The following is a 17,802-nucleotide window of genomic DNA, read 5'->3' as shown; positions in this document are numbered from 1 at the left end:
GGGGAGCCCCGTGACCGACCCCGACCGCTCCTGGCGGCAGATGCTGGCCGTACTCCTGCGCGGCGAGAACCTGAGCGCGGACGACACCCGCTGGGCCATGCGACAGGTGATGGACGATGCCGCAGAGCCGGCGCAGCTCGCCGGCTTCCTGGTTGCCCTGCGCGCGAAGGGCGAGTGCGCCGAGGAGGTCCACGGACTGGTCGACGCCCTGATGGAGCGCGTCATCCCGATTCCGGTGGACGGCTCCGACGTCGTGGACATCGTCGGTACGGGCGGAGACGGCGCGCACACCGTGTCCGCCAAGAGCGTCTGGACACCGCGGACTTCGGACTTGCCCGCAGCGGGCAGGACGCACTGCGCGGCGGCGACGCCGCGTACAATGCGCTCGCGGTCCACCGGGTCATCAACGGTGGGACCGGACCGGTCCGCGACGCCGTACTGGCCAACGCCGCCGGAGCTCTGGCCGCCCACCGGAACATGACAGAACTCGGCCTGCACGACGCGTTCGCCGCCGGTTTGCAGGAGGCCCGCCAGGCGATCGACTCCGGCGCGGCCGCCGGGACATTGGAGCGCTGGCTGGACCTCGCCCGCTCTCTCGCCCCATTGCGCTGACCGTCAGTTCCTCACCCCCGCACACCCCCGCCGCCGGACGACCGAGGCACGCCGCTCGGCAGAAGTCAGGGCGCCGGCGGCGGAGTGGGCCGGGCGGGGTCCTTGAGTTCGATCTCGACGAAGGCCAGCCATGCGCCGCCGGCGTTGACGACATCGTGCTCGGTGCCGGCGGGGCGGGCGTACGACTCTCCCGCCCGCAGCTGTGACTCGATCGCCGATCCGTCGGGTGACAGCGCGCTGATCCGGCCGTCGACCACCGGGACGACGACGTAGTCGTACGCGTGGACGTGGTGCCCGGTGCGGGTGCCCGGCTCGAAGTCCCAGCGGGTGACGCGTACCCGCTGGTCCTCGTGCTGCACGGTCGCGTGAGCCGTTGTCGTCATCGGCCTCTTCCTTGCGGGTGTCCGTGGGCGGCAGAGCCCGGTGCGGGTGTCCGTGCATGTGCCGGCGTACTAGCCGGTGTGCCGGCCGGGGTCCGGGTTCGGGTCGTGGGCAGCGGTCAGTGCGTGCTCGGCGTCCGCGAGGGCCTGTGCGCGGTCCGTCGACCGCCTCCAGGTACCCCGGGCCCTGAAGGGTAGGTCCCCGACCACGGTCACATCGTGCCCGCCCTCGATGAGCAGTGTCAGCGCGCGCTCCAGCATCGCCTTGGCCGTGGTGTCCATGCCGGTGACGCGTTCGAGGTCGAGGACGACCCCGCCCGGCGCGCCCACCCTCCGCTGCTCCAGGGCGAACAGCACCCGCTCGGCCGCGGTGAAGTCCAGCTTGCCCTGAGCCGCGATCAGGGCGATCCGCCCGCCGCTCGTGGTCGTCGAGAGCATCACGGTCGGGGCGCCCGGCGCGGCGTTGTGCATCAGGTGGAGCCCGAAGCGCTCGGACAGCTCCCGGAGCGCCGCGACGCCCCGGACGGGATTGCCGGCAGCATCCAGCGGCGGGCTGTGGAGGGCGATCCCGAAGCGGGCCGGACTGACGGCGACCAGCCCTCCGGAGACTCCGCTCTTGGCCGGTAGTCCCACGTGCAGCATCCAACTCCCGGCGGCGTCGTACATCCCGCACATGGCCATCACCGACAACACCTGAAGGGCCACCGGCTCGGGAACGACACGCTCTCCCGTCACCGGGTTCGTGCCCCCGTTGGCCAGCGTGGCTCCCATCACCGCCAGGTCGGTCACCGTGGCCCGGACCGAGCACTGCCGGAAGTAGGTGTCGACCGCCTGGACCGGATCACCCCGCAGCACGCCGGTACCGCGCATCAGATACGCCAGCGCCCGATTGCGGTGACCCGTCTCGACCTCGGAACGGTAGACGTCCTCGTCCACGTACAGGGTGCGGCCGGCGAACCGTCCGAGACACTCCAGGATCCGCGAGAACCGCTCGGCGGGGCCGGTGGCCGGGACCAGGGCCGTGACCGCGATGGCACCGGCATTGATCATCGGGTTCGCGGGCCGGCCCGTCACCGCGTCGAGGCTGATGGCGTTGAACGCCTCACCACTGGGCTCGGCTCCGACACTGCGCCCCACATCGTCGGGACCCAGCTCTGCCAGCGCGAGGGCGAGGACGAAGGGCTTCGTCAAGGACTGGAGCGTGAACGACACGCCGCACCGTCCGGCGCGGTAGCCGTGGCCTTCCATGCTCATCAGCGCCAGCCCGAAACAGTCACGGTCCGCGAAGGCCAGCTGCGGGATGTAGTCGGCGACCCGGCCGTCGGACAGGGACCCGTAGCGGCCGTGCAGCTCCGCCAGGGCCTCGGTGACGACGTCCACGCCGCTCCGGGGAGAACTCATGGCGCTCCCGGCCCCCGGGGAACCGGGCCCGCGAGCCCCGGTTCGGGCGGGGGAGGTGGCCCGGGCGCACGGAGCCCGGATCGTCGGATGGTGGTGCGTCCCATGACGTCTCCTGGCGGCGGGACCTCCATCCTTCCTCTCCGGAGGCTTCTCCGCAGCACGGGAGGGCCGACCGGGCCCAGGGCCCGGCTTGCGTCCGCTCAGCCGTTCGAGGGACGCGGCTCGCACGACGCCTCGCCGTGCTTGCGGCCGCGACTGCGGTCACCAACCATGAACGGCCGGGAGACAACGGTGACGACAACGGAGACCGCGGCGATGGCGGCGATCGTGGGGCCGGCGGCGAGGTGCTGGGCGACGCCACCGGCGATCGCCGCACCGATGCCCTGCCACGTCATCCGCCCGGCGGATTCAACGCCCTGGACCTGGCCGCGGACGGGATCAGGGGTCAGCGCGAGCAGCTGTTCCTGCAGGGGCAGAGTGGCGGCGAATCCTGTGCCGGCGAGGAACACCGCCGCTGCCGCGACCAGAACGGGCGGGTCGATCGCGAACAGCAGGTAGGGGACGGCGAGCAGCAGTCGCAGGGGGAAGGCGTATCGGCGTCGCTGCCCGGCGGTGAGGAGGCGTCCGACGGTCAGGTCCCCGAGGAGCATGCCGGCCGATCCGGCGGCCAGGAGGGTGCCGGCGTGGTCCGGGTCGTAGGAGATGAACAGGGCCTCGCAGCCGACGATCAGGCCGTTGGGAACCCACAGGTTCACCAGCAGCGCCCGCCGCCCGGGGCGGGAGAAGAGCGCGGCGTTGGTCGTCCAGGTCTGGCGCAGTCCGGGGCGGCGGGTCAGCCGGATCGAGTGTTCCCGGACGGTCGTCGCCACCACGGCCAGACCGAGTCCGGTCAGGACCGCGGCGACCGCGAAGACCCCTTGCGGGCTCAGGTATCGCACAAGGACGGCGCCCAGGGCGTAGCCGAGGACGGCCATGCCACCCGAGGTGATGTTCATCAGGGAACGGGCCGGCGCGTAGGCGGAGGTCGGCACGACCTCGGCGAGCAGCCCCATCCGCGTGCCGGTCCCGAGGGACTGGAAGAACCCGAGCACCAGGAGCAGGGCGAACCGGGCGGCCAGTGGCAGCCCCGGTACGGCCTGCGAGGCAACACCCAGGAGGGAGAGGCACTGGAGCGCGACGAGGGTCCGGCGGGGTCGGCGGCCGTCCGCGACCGACATCAGCGTCAGCGCACCGAACACGGTCGCGAAGGTGGCGCCGTACATGCTGACGGCGGTCAGGAACGGGGAGCGGGTTTGCTGGTCGACCAGGGTGCCGAGCGCGAAGCCCGACACGGTGCTCGCGGCGACCGACAAGGTGAAGCTGACGTAGAGGCCGGCGAACTCGCCGTTGCGGAGCAGTGCGAGATAGCTGGTGGTGGCAGGCGCCGTGGGCGCGGAGGTGTCAGAAGGCATGAAAAAAGCCTCCGGGCGCGCGCACTGGGCGCCGCCGAAGGCCAACACGGTCATTCTAGCAGCCGGCACCGGCCGGCCTGCCGGATCCGGGGTGAGTCGGACGGCCGGACGGCCCGCGGAGCGTACTCCGCGGGCGCGCACGTACACGCCCGGTGTGGTGGGATCAGCCGCGCCGCAGGAACATCACGACAGCGACGACGATCACGATAAGCACGACGGTACCGAGACCTATGTACATGCGAGATTCCTCTTCCCTGTGACGAACGATGGGCCGCAGCCGCCCTTGCCGGCCGCCGCGTTGCCCCTGTTGACCGGATACCCCGCTTTCCCCGCTTAAACGTTGGGCTGTCGTTCCCGGCGGATCCGGAGACACTGGTCGACGAGCCGGCCGGCGGTACTCGGATGCCCGTTCACACCCCTTGGGCACCCGGTTCATACCTCCGGGTGAGGGGGACGGCCTTCGGGCAGTCCAACGGCCGGACTTCTCCAACGTGACCTGCACGACGGCGGGTCGTCGGCGGACAGTGGCGCTGTCTCCTGCAGGGGGTGCGTGGTGCAGTACACAGCGTCGCCGTGGCGGCGCCTGCAGTACCGGTTCGACAACCTCGTGTCCCGCAGCACCCACCCTTCTCGCCCTCAACGCGCTCACACCCGGAACCGGCGACGCCATCGTGGTCGCCGCGGTCCACGACCGGTTGCGCGCGCAGGCCGCGACGGGTCCGACGTACGGGGTCCGGATCAACCCCGACAAGCGACAACGCGTGCGCTTCACGCCGGACGACTGGGTGATCCTGCTCGCGGAGAGCTGATGGAGCTGGGATTCGCCGGAACCGCCTGTCGTCACCAGCGTGACAACGGGCAGTTGGCGACGGGGTCAGCGGTACCCTGGCCGTCGTCCGGACTCCGGCGGTGGACCAGAGGTTGCCCGACAGGCGCCGTTGTACGACCTTCAGGGGGCGATCATGGGGATCGAGTTGCAACTGCACTCCGGGCGGCCTCCGGGGGGCAAGTCGTCCAGGACCACTGTTCTTCGACGGTCCCACGAGCACGGCGAAGCGTTGGCGCGGGCGCTGGGCCCGTACGACCCGACTGGTCCGGGCAAGCTGGCCTGGGTGGACCCCTACGGCGACACGCTGTTCAACGAGCAGGAGGCGGAGGTCGCGCTCCGGGAAGTCGCCGTCCTGTTGCAGGAGTGCGCAGACGGGCCTCAGAGGGCTGCTCTGCAGGACCTCGCGGAGCTGCTCGCGGTGTGTGCGGCAACGCCGGGCAGCTATCTGTGGTTCATCGGAGACTAGCTCCATCCGATCATTTCACGGCGGGGGTCGGCCATGGGGTGCGCGAGTGGATGGTGAAGGTCGGGGTCGCACCGCGCAGCCCGCTGGCGCTGCTGGAGGAGACGGCGACGGCCGTGCGCGGACTGCTGCGCGGCGAGGAGGTGAGCGTCGGCGGCCGGGAGGTCCGGCTGGACGCGGCGCGGCTGGTGCATCCGCCCGCGGTGGTGCCGCCGGTGGTGGCAGGGGTGGTCCGGCCACGTTCGCTGGAGCTCGCGGGGCGGGTCGCGGACGGCGCGATCATCGCGGAAGGGCATGGTCCCGCCGACCTGGTGGCCGCACTCGGGCACATGGAGAAAGGGAGGCAGACCGATGCCCAGCAGAGTCTGACCGTGTTCGCGTTCCTCCGCGTCGAGGGCGATCCGGCACTGCTTCAGGCCACGGTCGGCCCGGCACTGGCGGGTCACGCCGAGTGGCTGGGCCGTCCGGTCGAGCAGGTGTTCGCCGCGACCGGCCCTGCCGCCGGGGCCGCCGCCCGGGTGCGTGGGCGGCGGGAGCCGACACGGTGGTGCTGCAGGCGGTCGGCCCCGAGCCGTTGCGGCAGGTGGAGGCGGCTGTCAGAGCGCTGCGCGCGGACGAGCCCGGCATCGCCGACCGGTCTAGTAAGAGATAGTCGACCGGTCGTACACTCGCTGTATGGGACGGACCAGCGACGCCAGGGAGAAGATCCTCGGTGCCGCACAATCGCTCATCGAGCTGCGCGGCTACTCGGCCTTGGGCGTGGCCGAGATCTGCAAGACGGCCGGCGTGCCCAAGGGCAGTTTCTACTACTTCTTCGAATCCAAGGAAGCGCTCGCCCTGGCCGTGCTCGACGAGCACTGGGCGAGCCGGCAGGCGACCTGGACGCGCATCCTGAACAGCGCCGCAGAACCACTGCAACGGCTGCGCCGGCTCTTCGAGGAGACGGAGGCCGGCCAGCTCGCCGGGCAGCAGAGCTGCGGCACCGTCTCAGGCTGCCTGTTCGGCAATCTCACGCTGGAGATGAGCAACCAGACCGAGGCCATCCGCGCGCGACTGCAGGAGATCTTCGACGCTCAGGTCGGGATGGTCGCCTCGGTCATCGCCGAGGCTCTCGAGCGCAAGGAGGTCACCGTGATCGACACCCGGGAAGCCGCACGGTCGGTGGTCGCCCAGCTCGAGGGGCAGGTGCTGTTCGCCAAGCTCTACAACAACACCCACCGGCTCGGCCCCCTGTGGGCGAACTGCCTGGCCCTGCTCGGCGCCCGTGCGCCGCAGGAGTCCATGGCCGGCATCTGATGCCCGCGGCCGGAGGTGCCGGGGCGGGGGTCGGGGCGTGGCTCGCTGTCCGCCCGTGACGCCGTCACTGGCCGCGCCAGATGTTGTCGAAGGCCGCCTCTTCGACGCGCCGCCGTTGCCGTACGCCTTCCAGCTCCGTCGCCGCGCCGTGGACGGCGGCCAGCACCGTCACGACCGCGTCGTCGGTGAGGTCGGCGATCTCCTCGGTCGGCTTGTCCTGGATGCCCACGGCCGCCGCGAGGCCGGCGAGGACGGGCTCGCCCGACGTCCAGCGCTCGGCCGCGTGGCGACGGGCGGGTGAGTCGGTCAGTGCCGCCGGGCCGGTTCTGAGGGGAATCCAGTGATGGCGCGGCCGGGCGACATCGCCTTCGGCCTCCAGGACAGCGCGGTAGGTCGTGGCGAGGCCACGGCCCCGGCGCCACAGCCAGTCCTCGACGGTCTCGTACGGCTCCTGAAGGGTGAGCGACGAGGCCGCATCGTCCAACAGGCGATCGTCCAAGGTCCGCTGCGGGCCGGGCAGGATGCGCTCCCCGTCCAAGGCGATGACCTCGGCGTCGACAAGGTCGATCAGCTCGGCTCCCGCGAGCGCCAGCGAAAGTTCGCCCTGCTCGACGGGACGGCTGGACGTGACGTCCATGGTGATGATCAACAGGTCCCGCGGAGTGGTCATGACGGGCTCCACATCAGAAGCATCGGTGGCTTCGCTGGCGGTACGTCGCCGGAGGGCCGGCCTGGCATCAGGGGCGAGAACGGCCCGCCGGCCGCTGCTGCGCTCCCTCACCCACCGAGTCTGCCCGGGTCCGCGCCGGTTTCACCGTTGCGAAAGTCTTACGGGGGCGGCATGTCGTACCAGCACCGGGTCGTGCGGGGAAACCGCTGCGCAATGCGGCGGCGCCCGAGCCAGGCCCGTCACCGTGTGGCGTCTGTCCGGCCCGGGTCGTTGGGGTGAGGCTCGAGCGCGGTGACGGTGAGAGTCATCCACGGGCGCAGGGGCAGAGTGCCGAGCACCTTCTCGTGGAGCTCGTCCTCGTCGGCGGCCCGCCAGATCCCGACGCTGCGCAGCTCGCCGACCGGGCGCCACAGCCGCGCCAGGTTGCCGGTGGCGGCCAGTTCCCGGGCGCGAACGGCCTCGGCGGCGCGCCGCCGGTCGACCTCGTCCTGACCGGTGCCCTCGGGGATGGTGGTGGTGATCTCGACGAGGAACTTTCGCATGTCCATGTCCATGTCCTCCGTCAGCCACCAGGGCACCGCCATAACCGGCGGCCTCCCTGCTGGGAGGCCTGGACTCCCACCGGCGTAGCATGACGGGCATGGAGCTGCGCCAATTGCGGTACTTCCTAGCGGTCGCCGAGGAGCTGAACTTCGGCCGGGCCGCCGAGCGTCTGCTGATCGCCGGCCCCTCCCTGTCGCAGCAGATCAAGACCCTCGAACGGGACCTGGGGGTGCGGCTGTTCGACCGCGACCGCCGCTCGGTGTCCCTCACCCCGGCCGGTTCGGCCCTGCTCCCGCACACCCGCGCCCTGCTGGAACGCGCGCCACGGACCTCCAGCGGCGCGCAGGTCAGCTGTCCGGCTCCGAACCGGTACGGCTCGGCTACGTCAACTGGCTCCCGCCCGATCTGACCGGCCGTGCCGCCGCGGTGGCCCAGCTCCACATCGACGCGTGGATCGCGCCGTCGCACACCCAGGCCGCCCGGGTCGCCGACGGCAGTCTGGATCTCGCGGTGTGCTGGGTGCGAACCGATGACCTCGAACAACGTGGCCTGAGCGCCCGGCTCATCGGCGCCGACCGGCTCTACGCCGTCGCAACCGGTGACGACACGAGCACCGTGGACGCCCGTGACACCGTCGTCCTCCTCGACGACGACATGACCGCCTGGTGGTCCTGGAACATCTATGCCGAGCTACTGGCCCGGGACACCGGGGCCCGTGCGGTGCGCATCTCCGACGGCGGCATCACCGGGCCCGCGTTCTTCGACCACGTCCGCCGCAGCGGCCGTCCGGTCATCAACTGCCCCAAGGGCCAGACCACCGCGCTGCCGCCCGACCTGGTCCAACGCCCGGTCGTCACCCCGGAGATCTACTGGACATGGTCCCTGGTCCGGCGCGAGCGCGAGGACCGCCCCGCGGTTCTCGCCCTCATCGACGCCCTCTGCGACGGCGTGGGCGACCTCGGCATCCGCACCGAGGACGCCTGGCTGCCCGAGGGAGACCCGCACCGGCACCAGGGCGTGTTTCGAAAGTAGCGCCGTTCGCCCCGTGGGCCAGGCGGGACTTTCGCAACACGCCCTAGTCGCGCCTCTGAGCGCCTCGGCTTCGCGGGAGCTGTCCCTCCTGACATGCGCTGGAAGGCTGCGCCTATCAGGAGGGAGAAAACCGGTCCTGGCCTGGGCCGCGTGGACCTTTGACTCCTTCTCGCCGACCCACCTACGCTCCAAATAGTCGACCGGTCGGCTAGTACGATCGGGTCGAGGAATCCCACCTCATCGCGGAGAAGGTCATCATGAGCACGCACGACCAGAAGGTCGCAGTCATCACCGGCGCCTCGCAGGGCATCGGTGCCGGACTCGTCGACGCCTACCGCAAGCTCGGCTACGCCGTCGTCGCCACCTCGCGCACGATCGCTCCCTCCACCGACGCTGGCATTTTGAGCGTCCAGGGCGACATCGCCGACACCGCCACCGCAGAACGCGTCATCGCCGCCGGTGTCGAGCGGTTCGGCCGCATCGACACCCTCGTCAACAACGCCGGGCTGTTCACGGCCAAGCCCTTCACCGAATACACCCAGGAGGACTACGCCGCCGTGACCGGTGTGAACCTCGTCGGCTTCTTCCGCATCACCCAGCTGGCCGTCGAGCACATGCTCGTCCAGGGAAGCGGCCACATCGTCAACATCACCACCAGCCTGGTCGACAACGCCGACGCCAACGTGCCTTCCGTGCTCGCCTCGCTGACCAAGGGCGGCCTGCAGTCCGCCACCAAGTCCCTCGCCATCGAGTACGCGACGCGCAACATCCGTGCCAACGCCGTCTCACCGGGCACCATCAGGACCTCCATGCACCCGGAGGAGTCCTATGCGGGCCTCGCCGCGCTGCAGCCGGTCGGCCGGCTGGGCGAGCCGGGCGACATCGTCGACGCGGTGATCTACTTGGAGAACGCCCCGTTCGTCACCGGCGAGATCCTCCACGTCGACGGCGGCGTCAGCGCCGGCCACTGACTCGCTTCCCTCGAGAGGAGAGCCCTGATGAACAGCACGACAGAGAGTGAAGCGATCCTGCGCGGCGTCCTCGACCGGTGGAAGGACGCCGTCGACCGGCACGAACCGCAGCAGGTCGCCGCCCAGTTCACCGACGACGCGATCTTCCAGGGGCTGCACCCCTACAGCGTCGGAAGGCCGGGCATCGCCGACTACTACGAGTCCCAGCCCATCGGGATGACGGCCGCCTACCGGATTCTTGAGAGCAGACACCCCGCCGACGACCTCGTCCTCGGTTACCTGAGTGTCGACTTCGCGTTCACCGACCGGGCCACCATCAGCGTCAACCTCGGTGTCCTGGTGAAGCGCTCGGAGGAGGGCTGGCTCATCAGCCACTACCAGGTCTCCCGGCTCGACTAGGACCTGTCCGCTTCCTCTGCGGGCCGTGTCATGGCGGAGATGGCCGGACGGCTCAGCGGATCTCGTTGATGCGGATCAGGTTGCCCGCAGGATCGCGGATCGCGCAGTCGCGCACGCCGTACGGCTGCTCGGTGGGCTCCTGGATGATCTCGGCGCCGGCCTGCAGCCGCTCGAAGGTGGCGTCGAGGTCGGGGGTGGCCAGCGTGATGATGGCGTAGGTGCCCTTGGCCATCATCTCGGTGATGGTGCGGCGCTCGTCGTCGGTGATGCCCGGGTCGGCGGCCGGTGGGTGCAGCACGATGGACGTACCGGGCTGGCCGACCGGGCCGACCGTGATCCAGCGCATCCCGGAGTATCCGACATCGTTGCGGACCTCGAAGCCGAGGAGGTCGCGATAGAACGCCAGGGACGCGTCCGGGTCGTCGTGCGGGAGGAAGCTCGAGTGAATCGTGATGTCCATGGCAGTCACGCTAGCTGCGGTCCGCGGAGCCCGCTTCCCGATTCCGGATGGGCCGGGTCACCTGCTTCACCACGCACGACGGCATCCCCGCCGTCGCGCGCGCCGCATCGCGCCGGTAGGTGCTGGGCGGCACACCGACCAACTCGGTGAACCGCGTGCTGAAGGTGCCCAGCGACGAGCAGCCGACCGCGAAACAGACCTCGGTGACACTGAGGTCGCCCCGCCGCAGCAGCGCCATCGCCCGCTCGATACGCCGCGTCATCAGATAGGAGTAGGGAGACTCGCCGTAGGCGAGCCGGAACTCGCGGCTGAGGTGCCCGGCCGACAGGTTCACGCCGCGGGCGAGCGCCAGGACGTCCAGCGGCTGCGCGTACTCGCGGTCGATCCGGTCACGGACGCGGCGCAGCAGCGCGAGGTCGCGCAGCCGCTGCGCCGCGGTGGGTCTGCTGGTCACATGAACGATCGTGCCACAGACCACGTGTCCGCGAGGGCCCCGGTCAGGCCCCGATGTACGCCGCGAGGTGCTCGCCGGTGAGGGTGGAGCGGGCGGCCACGAGGTCGGCCGGTGTGCCCTCGAAGACGATCCGGCCGCCGTCGTGCCCGGCGCCCGGGCCGAGGTCGACGATCCAGTCGGCGTGCGCCATGACCGCCTGGTGGTGCTCGACGACGATGACCGACTTACCGGAGTCGACGAGACGGTCGAGCAGGCCGAGCAGCTGCTCCACGTCGGCGAGGTGCAGGCCGGTGGTCGGCTCGTCGAGGACGTAGACACCACCCTTCTCCGCCATGTGGGTGGCCAGCTTGAGCCGCTGCCGCTCGCCGCCGGACAGCGTGGTGAGCGGCTGCCCCAGGCTGAGATAGCCCAGCCCGACATCGGAGAGCCGGTCGAGGATCCGGTGCGCGGCGGGGGTGTGCGCCTCGCCGGAGCCGAAGAACTCCTCGGCCTCGGTCACCGGCATCGCCAGCACCTCGCTGATGTCGCGGCCGCCGAGGTGGTACTCGAGCACCGACGCCTGGTACCGCTTGCCCTCGCACTCCTCACAGGTGGTGGCGACACCGGCCATCATCGCCAGGTCGGTGTAGATGACACCGGCACCGTTGCAGCCGGGGCAGGCGCCCTCGGAGTTGGCGCTGAACAGGGCCGGCTTCACGCCGTTGGCCTTGGCGAACGCCGAGCGGATCGGGTCGAGCAGCCCGGTGTACGTCGCCGGATTGCTGCGTCGCGAGCCGCGGATCGCGCCCTGGCCGATCGCCACCACACCCTCACCGGCCGGGATCGACCCGTGCACGAGCGAGCTCTTGCCGGAGCCGGCGACGCCGGTGACGACGACCAGCACCCCGAGCGGGATGTCGACGTCGACCTTCCGCAGGTTGTTCGCCGTCGCGCCGCGGATCTCCAGCGTGCCGGTGGGCTTCCGCACCGACTCCCGGAGGGCGGACCGGTCGTCGAAATGCCGGCCGGTGATGGTGCCGCTGGTGCGCAGCCCCTCGACGGTGCCCTCGAAGCAGACGGTGCCGCCCGCCGTACCGGCGCCGGGGCCGAGGTCGACGACGTGGTCGGCGACCACGATCGTCTCCGGCTTGTGCTCCACGACGAGCACCGTGTTGCCCTTGTCCCGCAGCCGCAGCAGCAGGTCGTTCATCCGCTGGATGTCATGGGGGTGCAGGCCCGCGGTGGGCTCGTCGAAGACGTACGTGGTGTCGGTGAGCGAGGAGCCGAGGTGGCGGATCATCTTGACGCGCTGCGCCTCGCCGCCCGACAGGGTGCCCGCCGGCCGGTCGAGCGCGAGATAGCCGAGGCCGATCTCCACGAACGAGTCGAGGGTCTGCCCCAGCGCGGTGAGCAGCGGCGCCACCGACGGCTCCTTGAGGCCGCGGACCCATTCGGCCAGGTCGCTGATCTGCATCGCGCAGGCGTCGGCGATGCTGATCCGCTTGATCTTCGACGACCGGGCCCCTTCGCTCAGCCGGGTGCCGTCGCACTCGGGGCAGACGGTGAACGTGACCGCCCGGTCCACGAACGCCCGGATGTGCGGTTGCAGCGCTTCCTTGTCCTTGGACAGGAACGACTTCTGGATCTTGGGGATCAGCCCCTCGTAGGTGAGGTTGACGCCCTCGACCTTCACCTTGGTCGGCTCCCGGTAGAGGAAGTCCTGCATCTCCTTCTTGGTGAACTTGCGGATCGGCTTGTTCGGGTCGAGGAGGCCCGACTCGGCATAGACCCGCACGGTCCAGAAGCTGTCGGACTTCCAGCCGGGGATGGTGAACGCGCCCTCGGCGATCGACTTGGAGTCGTCGTAGAGCTGGGTCAGGTCGATGTCGGAGACGCTGCCCCGGCCCTCGCAGCGGGTACACATGCCGCCGGTGCGGTTGAAGGTTGCCTTCACGGCCTTCTTGGCACCGCGCTCGACGGTGATGGCACCGCTGGCCCGGACCGAGGGGACGTTGAAGGCGTACGCGCTGGGCGGGCCGATGTGCGGCTTCCCGAGCCGGCTGAAGAGGATGCGCAGCATCGCGTTGGCGTCGGTGGCGGTGCCGACGGTGGAACGGGGGTCGGCCCCCATCCGCTGCTGGTCGACGATGATCGCTGTGGTCAGCCCGTCGAGGACGTCGACCTCCGGCCGTGCCAGCGTCGGCATGAAGCCCTGCACGAAGGCGCTGTAGGTCTCGTTGATCAGCCGCTGCGACTCCGCGGCGATCGTGTTGAACACCAGCGAGCTCTTGCCCGAGCCGGAGACACCGGTGAACACCGTCAGCCGGCGCTTCGGGATCTCGATGCTGACGTCCTTGAGGTTGTTCACGCGCGCACCGTGCACGCGGATCAGGTCGTGGCTGTCGGCGACGTGCGGCGCAGGCGACTGCTTGTCCGTCCTCTTGGCCATGCTGTTCGTGTCTCCATCTGTGAGGCGGGCCGCTCTCGCGGTCTCCGTCGGCGTCGCCTGGCTCGATCCGACCAGCCCGGCCGGGGGCGCAAGTACCCAAGTATCCACGCCCCCGTGGCTCGTGGAGCCGGAACTCAGCTGTCCTGGAGCAGCCCGAGGACGTTGCCGTCGGGGTCGGTGAAGGTGGCCACGAGGCGGCCGCCACCGACGTCGTGCGCGGCCTCCTTCACGGTGGCACCCGCGGCGGTCACCTCGGCCAGCTTCGCCTCGATGTCCTGCACGTGCCAGTAGGACACCGGTGCGGTCGCGGCCTGCGGCCCGCCGCCCGGCACGAGACCGATGTGCTGGCCCGCCGCCTCGAAGCCGACGTAGTAGGGCGCGTCGGAGGTCGGCTCCACACCGAGCAGCGCGGCGTAGACCGCCTTGGCCTTCGCCAGGTCGGACACGGGGTGCAGCACGGTCTTGATTCCCTGAGTGGAAGAGTCGGTCATCGTCGCTCCTGAAGCCGTGGGTCACAGTGACCCGGGATGTGCCGGGCAAGGGGGACGGACGGGAAGCCCCGGCATCGCCCTTGACCGGCACACTAGGTGGCCTCGTTGACCGGCGCTTCTCGATTCCTGATCGGTCCGGTCAGCCTGTTTCGTCACGCCCCGGGGGCTTCAGACGGGGAGGGCGGCGAGCCAGTCGGTCAGGAGCCGGTTGATCTCGGCGGGGCGCTCCTGCTGGATCCAGTGGCCGCAGTCGTCGAGGATGTGCGAGGAGAGCAGGCCGGGCAGCGTGGTGGGATACGCCTTGATCGCCTCGCTCATCCAGGTGGTGGAGGCGTCCAGGCCGCCTCCGGCGAACAGCGACGGCTGGGTGATGGGCGCGCCGTCGAAGGAGGCGAGGTCCTTCCAGTCCCGGTCCATGTTCCGGTAGCGGTTGAGCGCTCCCGTCATGCCGGTCCGCTCGAATTCCCCCGCGTACACGTCGAGGTCCCGCTCGCTGAGCCAGCCGGGCCGCGATCCGGCCGGAAACCGGTCTCGGAGCGTCCCACCGGGGTGGACGAAGTGCGGGTCCGGCGCGTCGGGCGCGGGCATGGTGTCGGCGGACATGGCGGCGTAGAAGCCGGTGAGCCAGCCGCGCACGTCGGGCTCGATCTCGGCTTCGGCGCGCCCGGCCTGCTGGAAGTAGGAGACGTAGAACTCCTCGCTCCCACCCATCTGCGCGAAGATTGCGTCACCAGCATGCCGAGAACGGCGCGGCCGAAGCGAGGGTTGTTGCCACTTCGGCAAATCGACGTTCGGGTGTGTGCCTCCGGGCGCGTCAGCCGCTGGTCAGTTGATCAGTTCCTCGCCTCGCGAACTGATGACCTCAACGGAGTCCCGGCGACACGCCGTGTCCGGGGCAGATGATGGCCCGGCCCTGGCGGGGGCCTCAGGCTGTGCCACATGAGCACGCAGAGTGGGCACGCGGGTTGGGACATCAGGAGGGCCGGCCCGGATGAGGCCGAGCACCGGCTGCTCCTGCTCCCAGGTGGGTTGTGCACCACGGAGTTCTACGCGGATGTGATGGCGGACCCCGGGATGGCGGAGGCCGGCCTCGGCATGGTCGCGGTGACGCTGCCGGGGTTCGGGCGCACCCCGCCGCCGAAGGACCTCACGATGGAGAACTACGCGCGGCTGATGGGGGAGTTCGCCGCCGAGGCCGGCTGTGATGTGCTGGTCGGACACAGCCTGGGGGCGAACGTGGCCATCGAGATGGTGGCGGCCGGGGTGTTCGCCGGGCCGGTGGTGCTGCTGTCACCGACGTTCTCCAGCGGCGACGAGGCGACGTTCATCCGGATGATGGATCGGCTGGGCCGGGTGCCGGGAGTGCGGACGCTGCTGTGGGCCGCGATGGTGAAGCTGCTGCCGAGGGCGATGAAAGGCGAGTTCGCGCCGGACCGTGCGGAGGCATTGGCGGCCGCCATGGGCAGGAACGATCCGGGATTCTGCCGTCGGATCGTGCGGAGCTATTTCGCGTACCTGGACCGGCACGGGTCCCTGGTGGCCCGTCTGTGCGACTCAGGGGCGTCGGCGTGGGTCGTGCGAGGTGACCGCGACGACATCGGGCTCACGGACGAGGAGCTCCGGGGGCTGCGAGCCTGCCCCCGGATCACGATGGTCACGGTGCCGGACGCGGGGCACATGGCGCTGGTGGAACAGCCCGCGCGTATCGCCGAGGTGATCGTCGAGGCGGCCGGAGCGGCCCCGGGACGGCGGTGATCCCGCTGTCACGGTGCGGTGAGGTGGGTGTCGAGGTGGCCGGGTCGCCGCGGGGACGCCTGGGTGGCGCCCGCCGCGGCGAACCGATGTCAGGTCAGCCGTCGATGCGGTGCTGGGTCCAGAACGAGGTCAGGTCCGTGGCGGTGGCCGCCTGGGCGGCCGCCTTGAACTCGGCCGTGGTCGAGACGCCGTACCAGTGCGACGTGGCGTAGTCCTTGAGGAGCTTGCTCATGACGCTGTCGCCGAGGGTGCGCCGCAGGTCGTGCAGGGCGCACTTGCCGTAGCCGTAGACGACGGTGGAGTACCGGGACGAATGGGCGTCCCAGTAGGCCATCGAGTTGGTGATCTTCTCCGCCGTCGAGGCCCAGGAGACGCTGTTCCAGCAGTTCGTGCCGGTCAGGTTCTGTGCCAGGTCGGTGGCGTAGTCGGTGAACGCCTCATCCAGCCAGGGGCTGTTGTACTCGTCGTCGCCGACGATGCCGTAGAACCACTGGTGGCCGATCTCGTGGGTGAGCGCGGTGGTGCTGACCAGGTCGAGGACGAACCCGGGGTACTCCATGCCGCCGAACCAGAAGTTGTTGTCGATCACCGCGTCCAGCTCGCCGTACGGGTAGGCGCCGAACCGGCCCGCGTGGGCGTCCACGGCGTTCTTCGCGGTGGTGAGCATCGACTGCGAGTTGGCCGAGCTGATGCCGGAGACGGAGTAGATGTTGATCGGGGTGCCGGCGGCGGAGGTGCCGGAGATCTTGCTGAACGGGCCCGCCGCCCAGGCGAAGTCACGGACCTTGGACGCGGTCGCCGTGGTGATAGTGCGCCCGCTCGAACCGGGGGTGTCGACCGAGGCGCCGGTGGCCGGTGCCAGCAGGGTGCTCGGGTGGTCCAGGGTCACCTTGAAGTCCGCGGCCAGCGAGTAGAACGACTCCCCGTTGTTGGTGTACGGGTCCAGGTGCCAGCCGGCTCCGTCCTTGACCGCGAGTACGGGCAGGGCGTTGCCGATCATGTTGAAGGCACCGTCGTGCCCGAAACGGTCGGCGCCGCTGGGCACGGTGATGCCCAGGTCGAAGCCGATCGTGGCGGTCTGACCCTGGGTCAGGGGCGCCGGCAGGTCGATCTTGAGGGCCGTGCAGGCCACCGAGAGCGCGCCGGCGGTGCCACCGGTGACGTTGCTGACCGTGATCGGCATGGCGGAGCAGGTGCCGTGGTAGTTGTCCCACAGCCTCAGGTACACCTCGCTCAACGCAGTGGAGGAGGCGTTGGTGAAGGTCGCGCTCTCGTGACCGGTCCAGACGGTGCCGCTCGTGTTGCTGCTCAGGCTGACGGTGTACGAGGGCGAGGCCGGGGTGCGGGTGGAGTCCGCGGGCGGGGTGGTGCCGCCGGAGGTGTCGAGGGCGACGTCGTCGACGACGAAGCTCGTCTGGAGGCTGGAGTCCTCCGTGCCGGTGAAGGCGACGCTCACGGTCTGGCCCGCGAACGCCGACACGTCGAAGGACTTCTGCGCGTAGCCGGTGTTCTTGTCGAGGTTCGAGTACGTCGCCAGCGTCGTGGTGCCGATCTTCGCCGTCAGCTTGTCGTACTTGGTGGACGAGGTCGTCTCGGCGGTGTCGATGTGCAGCCAGAAGGTGAGGGTGGCGGTGCTGCATCCGGCAGGGATCGTGACGCTCTGGGAGAGGGTGTCGGTGTGTGTACTGCCGACACCGTTCAGCCAGGCGAAGTGGGTGCCGCCGTGGGCGGTCTCGCCGGCGCGGTTGGTGATCACGCTGGTCTGCGACTGGGTCCAGGGCGAAGTACCGCTTTCGAAGCCGCCGTTGGTGACCACCTGGGCCGGAGTGCAGGCGGCGGCCGGCTGAGCCGTGGGCGGCGCGGCGGCTGCCGGCGTGGCGGGGAACGAAGCGGCGGCCAACGCGGCGACGGCGAATGCGGTCGCGGTGAGGGCCTTGTGGGGGGAGGGTCTCACACGAAACTCCTTTGAGGCGGCCGGGATTCCGGCCTGCTCGGTGGCCGCCCGGCCGGCTTGGGTTCGCCGGAGGGAAGCCGCGGGCTGTGCGCAGAGCTTGCACCATCGCTGAGATGGGATTGCGGCTGTCACCTCTGGGGTCAGGACGACAACTGCGGGAATCTTGGCAGATGTGACCGGAGCATGCCATCAGGCGTAGGTAAAGTGTTGGTG

General features: G+C 70.3%; 16 protein-coding genes and 4 pseudogenes. 9 read left to right on the top strand and 11 right to left on the bottom strand.

The genetic code is table 11. The annotated features are described in order from the left end of the window. Window positions 1–40 precede the first annotated feature (40 nt). A pseudogene (locus C8250_RS03535) lies at window positions 41–612 on the top strand (hypothetical protein). 65 nt (window positions 613–677) lie between these two features. Here the strand turns inward: C8250_RS03535 and C8250_RS03530 are convergent. From C8250_RS03530 to C8250_RS03520, 3 genes are all read right to left on the bottom strand, one after another. Then, a complete protein-coding gene (locus C8250_RS03530) occupies window positions 678–995 on the bottom strand; it encodes a cupin domain-containing protein (protein ID WP_138354612.1) in 318 nt (105 codons plus the stop codon). A 69-nt stretch (window positions 996–1,064) separates the two neighbouring features. Continuing rightward, the gene (glsA, locus tag C8250_RS03525; protein ID WP_138354613.1) at window positions 1,065–2,393 is read right to left on the bottom strand and encodes a glutaminase A; all 1,329 of its coding nucleotides are present in this window, start codon (window positions 2,391–2,393) and stop codon (window positions 1,065–1,067) included. A 200-nt stretch (window positions 2,394–2,593) separates the two neighbouring features. Beyond that, window positions 2,594–3,844: an MFS transporter gene (locus tag C8250_RS03520; RefSeq protein ID WP_138354614.1), complete on the bottom strand. Its 1,251-nt coding sequence runs from the start codon at window positions 3,842–3,844 to the stop codon at window positions 2,594–2,596. A gap of 671 nt (window positions 3,845–4,515) precedes the next feature. Here C8250_RS03520 and C8250_RS03515 point away from each other — a divergent pair. The 4 genes and pseudogenes from C8250_RS03515 to C8250_RS03500 all read left to right on the top strand — a co-directional run bounded on the left by C8250_RS03515 (window position 4,516) and on the right by C8250_RS03500 (window position 6,432). Continuing rightward, window positions 4,516–4,653 (top strand): hypothetical protein, encoded by a 138-nt coding sequence (locus C8250_RS03515; protein WP_187144718.1) that lies wholly within the window; start codon window positions 4,516–4,518, stop codon window positions 4,651–4,653. Between the two features lie 153 nt (window positions 4,654–4,806). Continuing rightward, window positions 4,807–5,139, top strand: coding sequence for a hypothetical protein (locus tag C8250_RS03510; protein WP_138354615.1), 333 nt, complete (start codon window positions 4,807–4,809; stop codon window positions 5,137–5,139). Between the two features lie 50 nt (window positions 5,140–5,189). Next, window positions 5,190–5,501 (top strand): annotated as a pseudogene (locus C8250_RS43325) (LLM class flavin-dependent oxidoreductase); the annotation flags it as partial. Between the two features lie 310 nt (window positions 5,502–5,811). Beyond that, window positions 5,812–6,432, top strand: coding sequence for a TetR/AcrR family transcriptional regulator (locus C8250_RS03500; RefSeq protein WP_138354616.1), 621 nt, complete (start codon window positions 5,812–5,814; stop codon window positions 6,430–6,432). A gap of 64 nt (window positions 6,433–6,496) precedes the next feature. On the opposite strand, the gene C8250_RS03495 is transcribed toward C8250_RS03500, so the two are convergent. Next, the gene (locus C8250_RS03495; protein WP_138354617.1) at window positions 6,497–7,102 is read right to left on the bottom strand and encodes a GPP34 family phosphoprotein; all 606 of its coding nucleotides are present in this window, start codon (window positions 7,100–7,102) and stop codon (window positions 6,497–6,499) included. 239 nt (window positions 7,103–7,341) lie between these two features. Beyond that, window positions 7,342–7,644: a muconolactone Delta-isomerase family protein gene (locus C8250_RS03490; protein WP_138354671.1), complete on the bottom strand. Its 303-nt coding sequence runs from the start codon at window positions 7,642–7,644 to the stop codon at window positions 7,342–7,344. Window positions 7,645–7,742: 98 nt separating this feature from the next. Between C8250_RS03490 and C8250_RS44435 the strand changes: the two are divergent. The 3 genes and pseudogenes from C8250_RS44435 (at window position 7,743) to C8250_RS03475 (ending at window position 10,047) form a co-directional block, all read left to right on the top strand. Further along, a pseudogene (locus tag C8250_RS44435) lies at window positions 7,743–8,677 on the top strand (LysR family transcriptional regulator). Window positions 8,678–8,934: 257 nt separating this feature from the next. Next, entirely contained in the window at window positions 8,935–9,648 is a 714-nt protein-coding gene (locus C8250_RS03480; protein WP_138354618.1) for an SDR family oxidoreductase, read from the top strand. Window positions 9,649–9,675: 27 nt separating this feature from the next. After that, on the top strand, window positions 9,676–10,047 hold the full coding sequence (locus C8250_RS03475; protein WP_138354619.1) for a nuclear transport factor 2 family protein: 372 nt from the start codon (window positions 9,676–9,678) through the stop codon (window positions 10,045–10,047). Window positions 10,048–10,099: 52 nt separating this feature from the next. On the opposite strand, the gene C8250_RS03470 is transcribed toward C8250_RS03475, so the two are convergent. From C8250_RS03470 to C8250_RS03450, 5 genes and pseudogenes are all read right to left on the bottom strand, one after another. Further along, a complete protein-coding gene (locus tag C8250_RS03470; protein ID WP_138354620.1) occupies window positions 10,100–10,507 on the bottom strand; it encodes a VOC family protein in 408 nt (135 codons plus the stop codon). 10 nt (window positions 10,508–10,517) lie between these two features. Continuing rightward, window positions 10,518–10,961, bottom strand: a complete 444-nt coding sequence (locus C8250_RS03465) for a helix-turn-helix transcriptional regulator (RefSeq protein WP_138354621.1) — start codon at window positions 10,959–10,961, stop codon at window positions 10,518–10,520. A gap of 43 nt (window positions 10,962–11,004) precedes the next feature. Then, window positions 11,005–13,389, bottom strand: coding sequence for an excinuclease ABC subunit UvrA (locus C8250_RS03460; protein ID WP_138354622.1), 2,385 nt, complete (start codon window positions 13,387–13,389; stop codon window positions 11,005–11,007). A 134-nt stretch (window positions 13,390–13,523) separates the two neighbouring features. Next, entirely contained in the window at window positions 13,524–13,880 is a 357-nt protein-coding gene (locus C8250_RS03455; RefSeq protein WP_138354623.1) for a VOC family protein, read from the bottom strand. A gap of 168 nt (window positions 13,881–14,048) precedes the next feature. Beyond that, window positions 14,049–14,603: pseudogene (locus C8250_RS03450) on the bottom strand (alpha/beta hydrolase); the annotation flags it as partial. 216 nt (window positions 14,604–14,819) lie between these two features. Between C8250_RS03450 and C8250_RS03445 the strand changes: the two are divergent. Beyond that, window positions 14,820–15,635: an alpha/beta hydrolase gene (locus tag C8250_RS03445; protein WP_138354624.1), complete on the top strand. Its 816-nt coding sequence runs from the start codon at window positions 14,820–14,822 to the stop codon at window positions 15,633–15,635. Between the two features lie 94 nt (window positions 15,636–15,729). On the opposite strand, the gene C8250_RS03440 is transcribed toward C8250_RS03445, so the two are convergent. After that, a complete protein-coding gene (locus tag C8250_RS03440) occupies window positions 15,730–17,589 on the bottom strand; it encodes a M1 family metallopeptidase (RefSeq protein ID WP_138354625.1) in 1,860 nt (619 codons plus the stop codon). Window positions 17,590–17,802: the final 213 nt, after the last annotated feature.

The organism is Streptomyces sp. So13.3, assembly GCF_005860785.2.
GTDB classification, from domain to species: Bacteria; Actinomycetota; Actinomycetes; order Streptomycetales; family Streptomycetaceae; genus Actinacidiphila; species Actinacidiphila fildesensis.
This window is presented reverse-complemented; position numbering and strand designations above follow the sequence as displayed.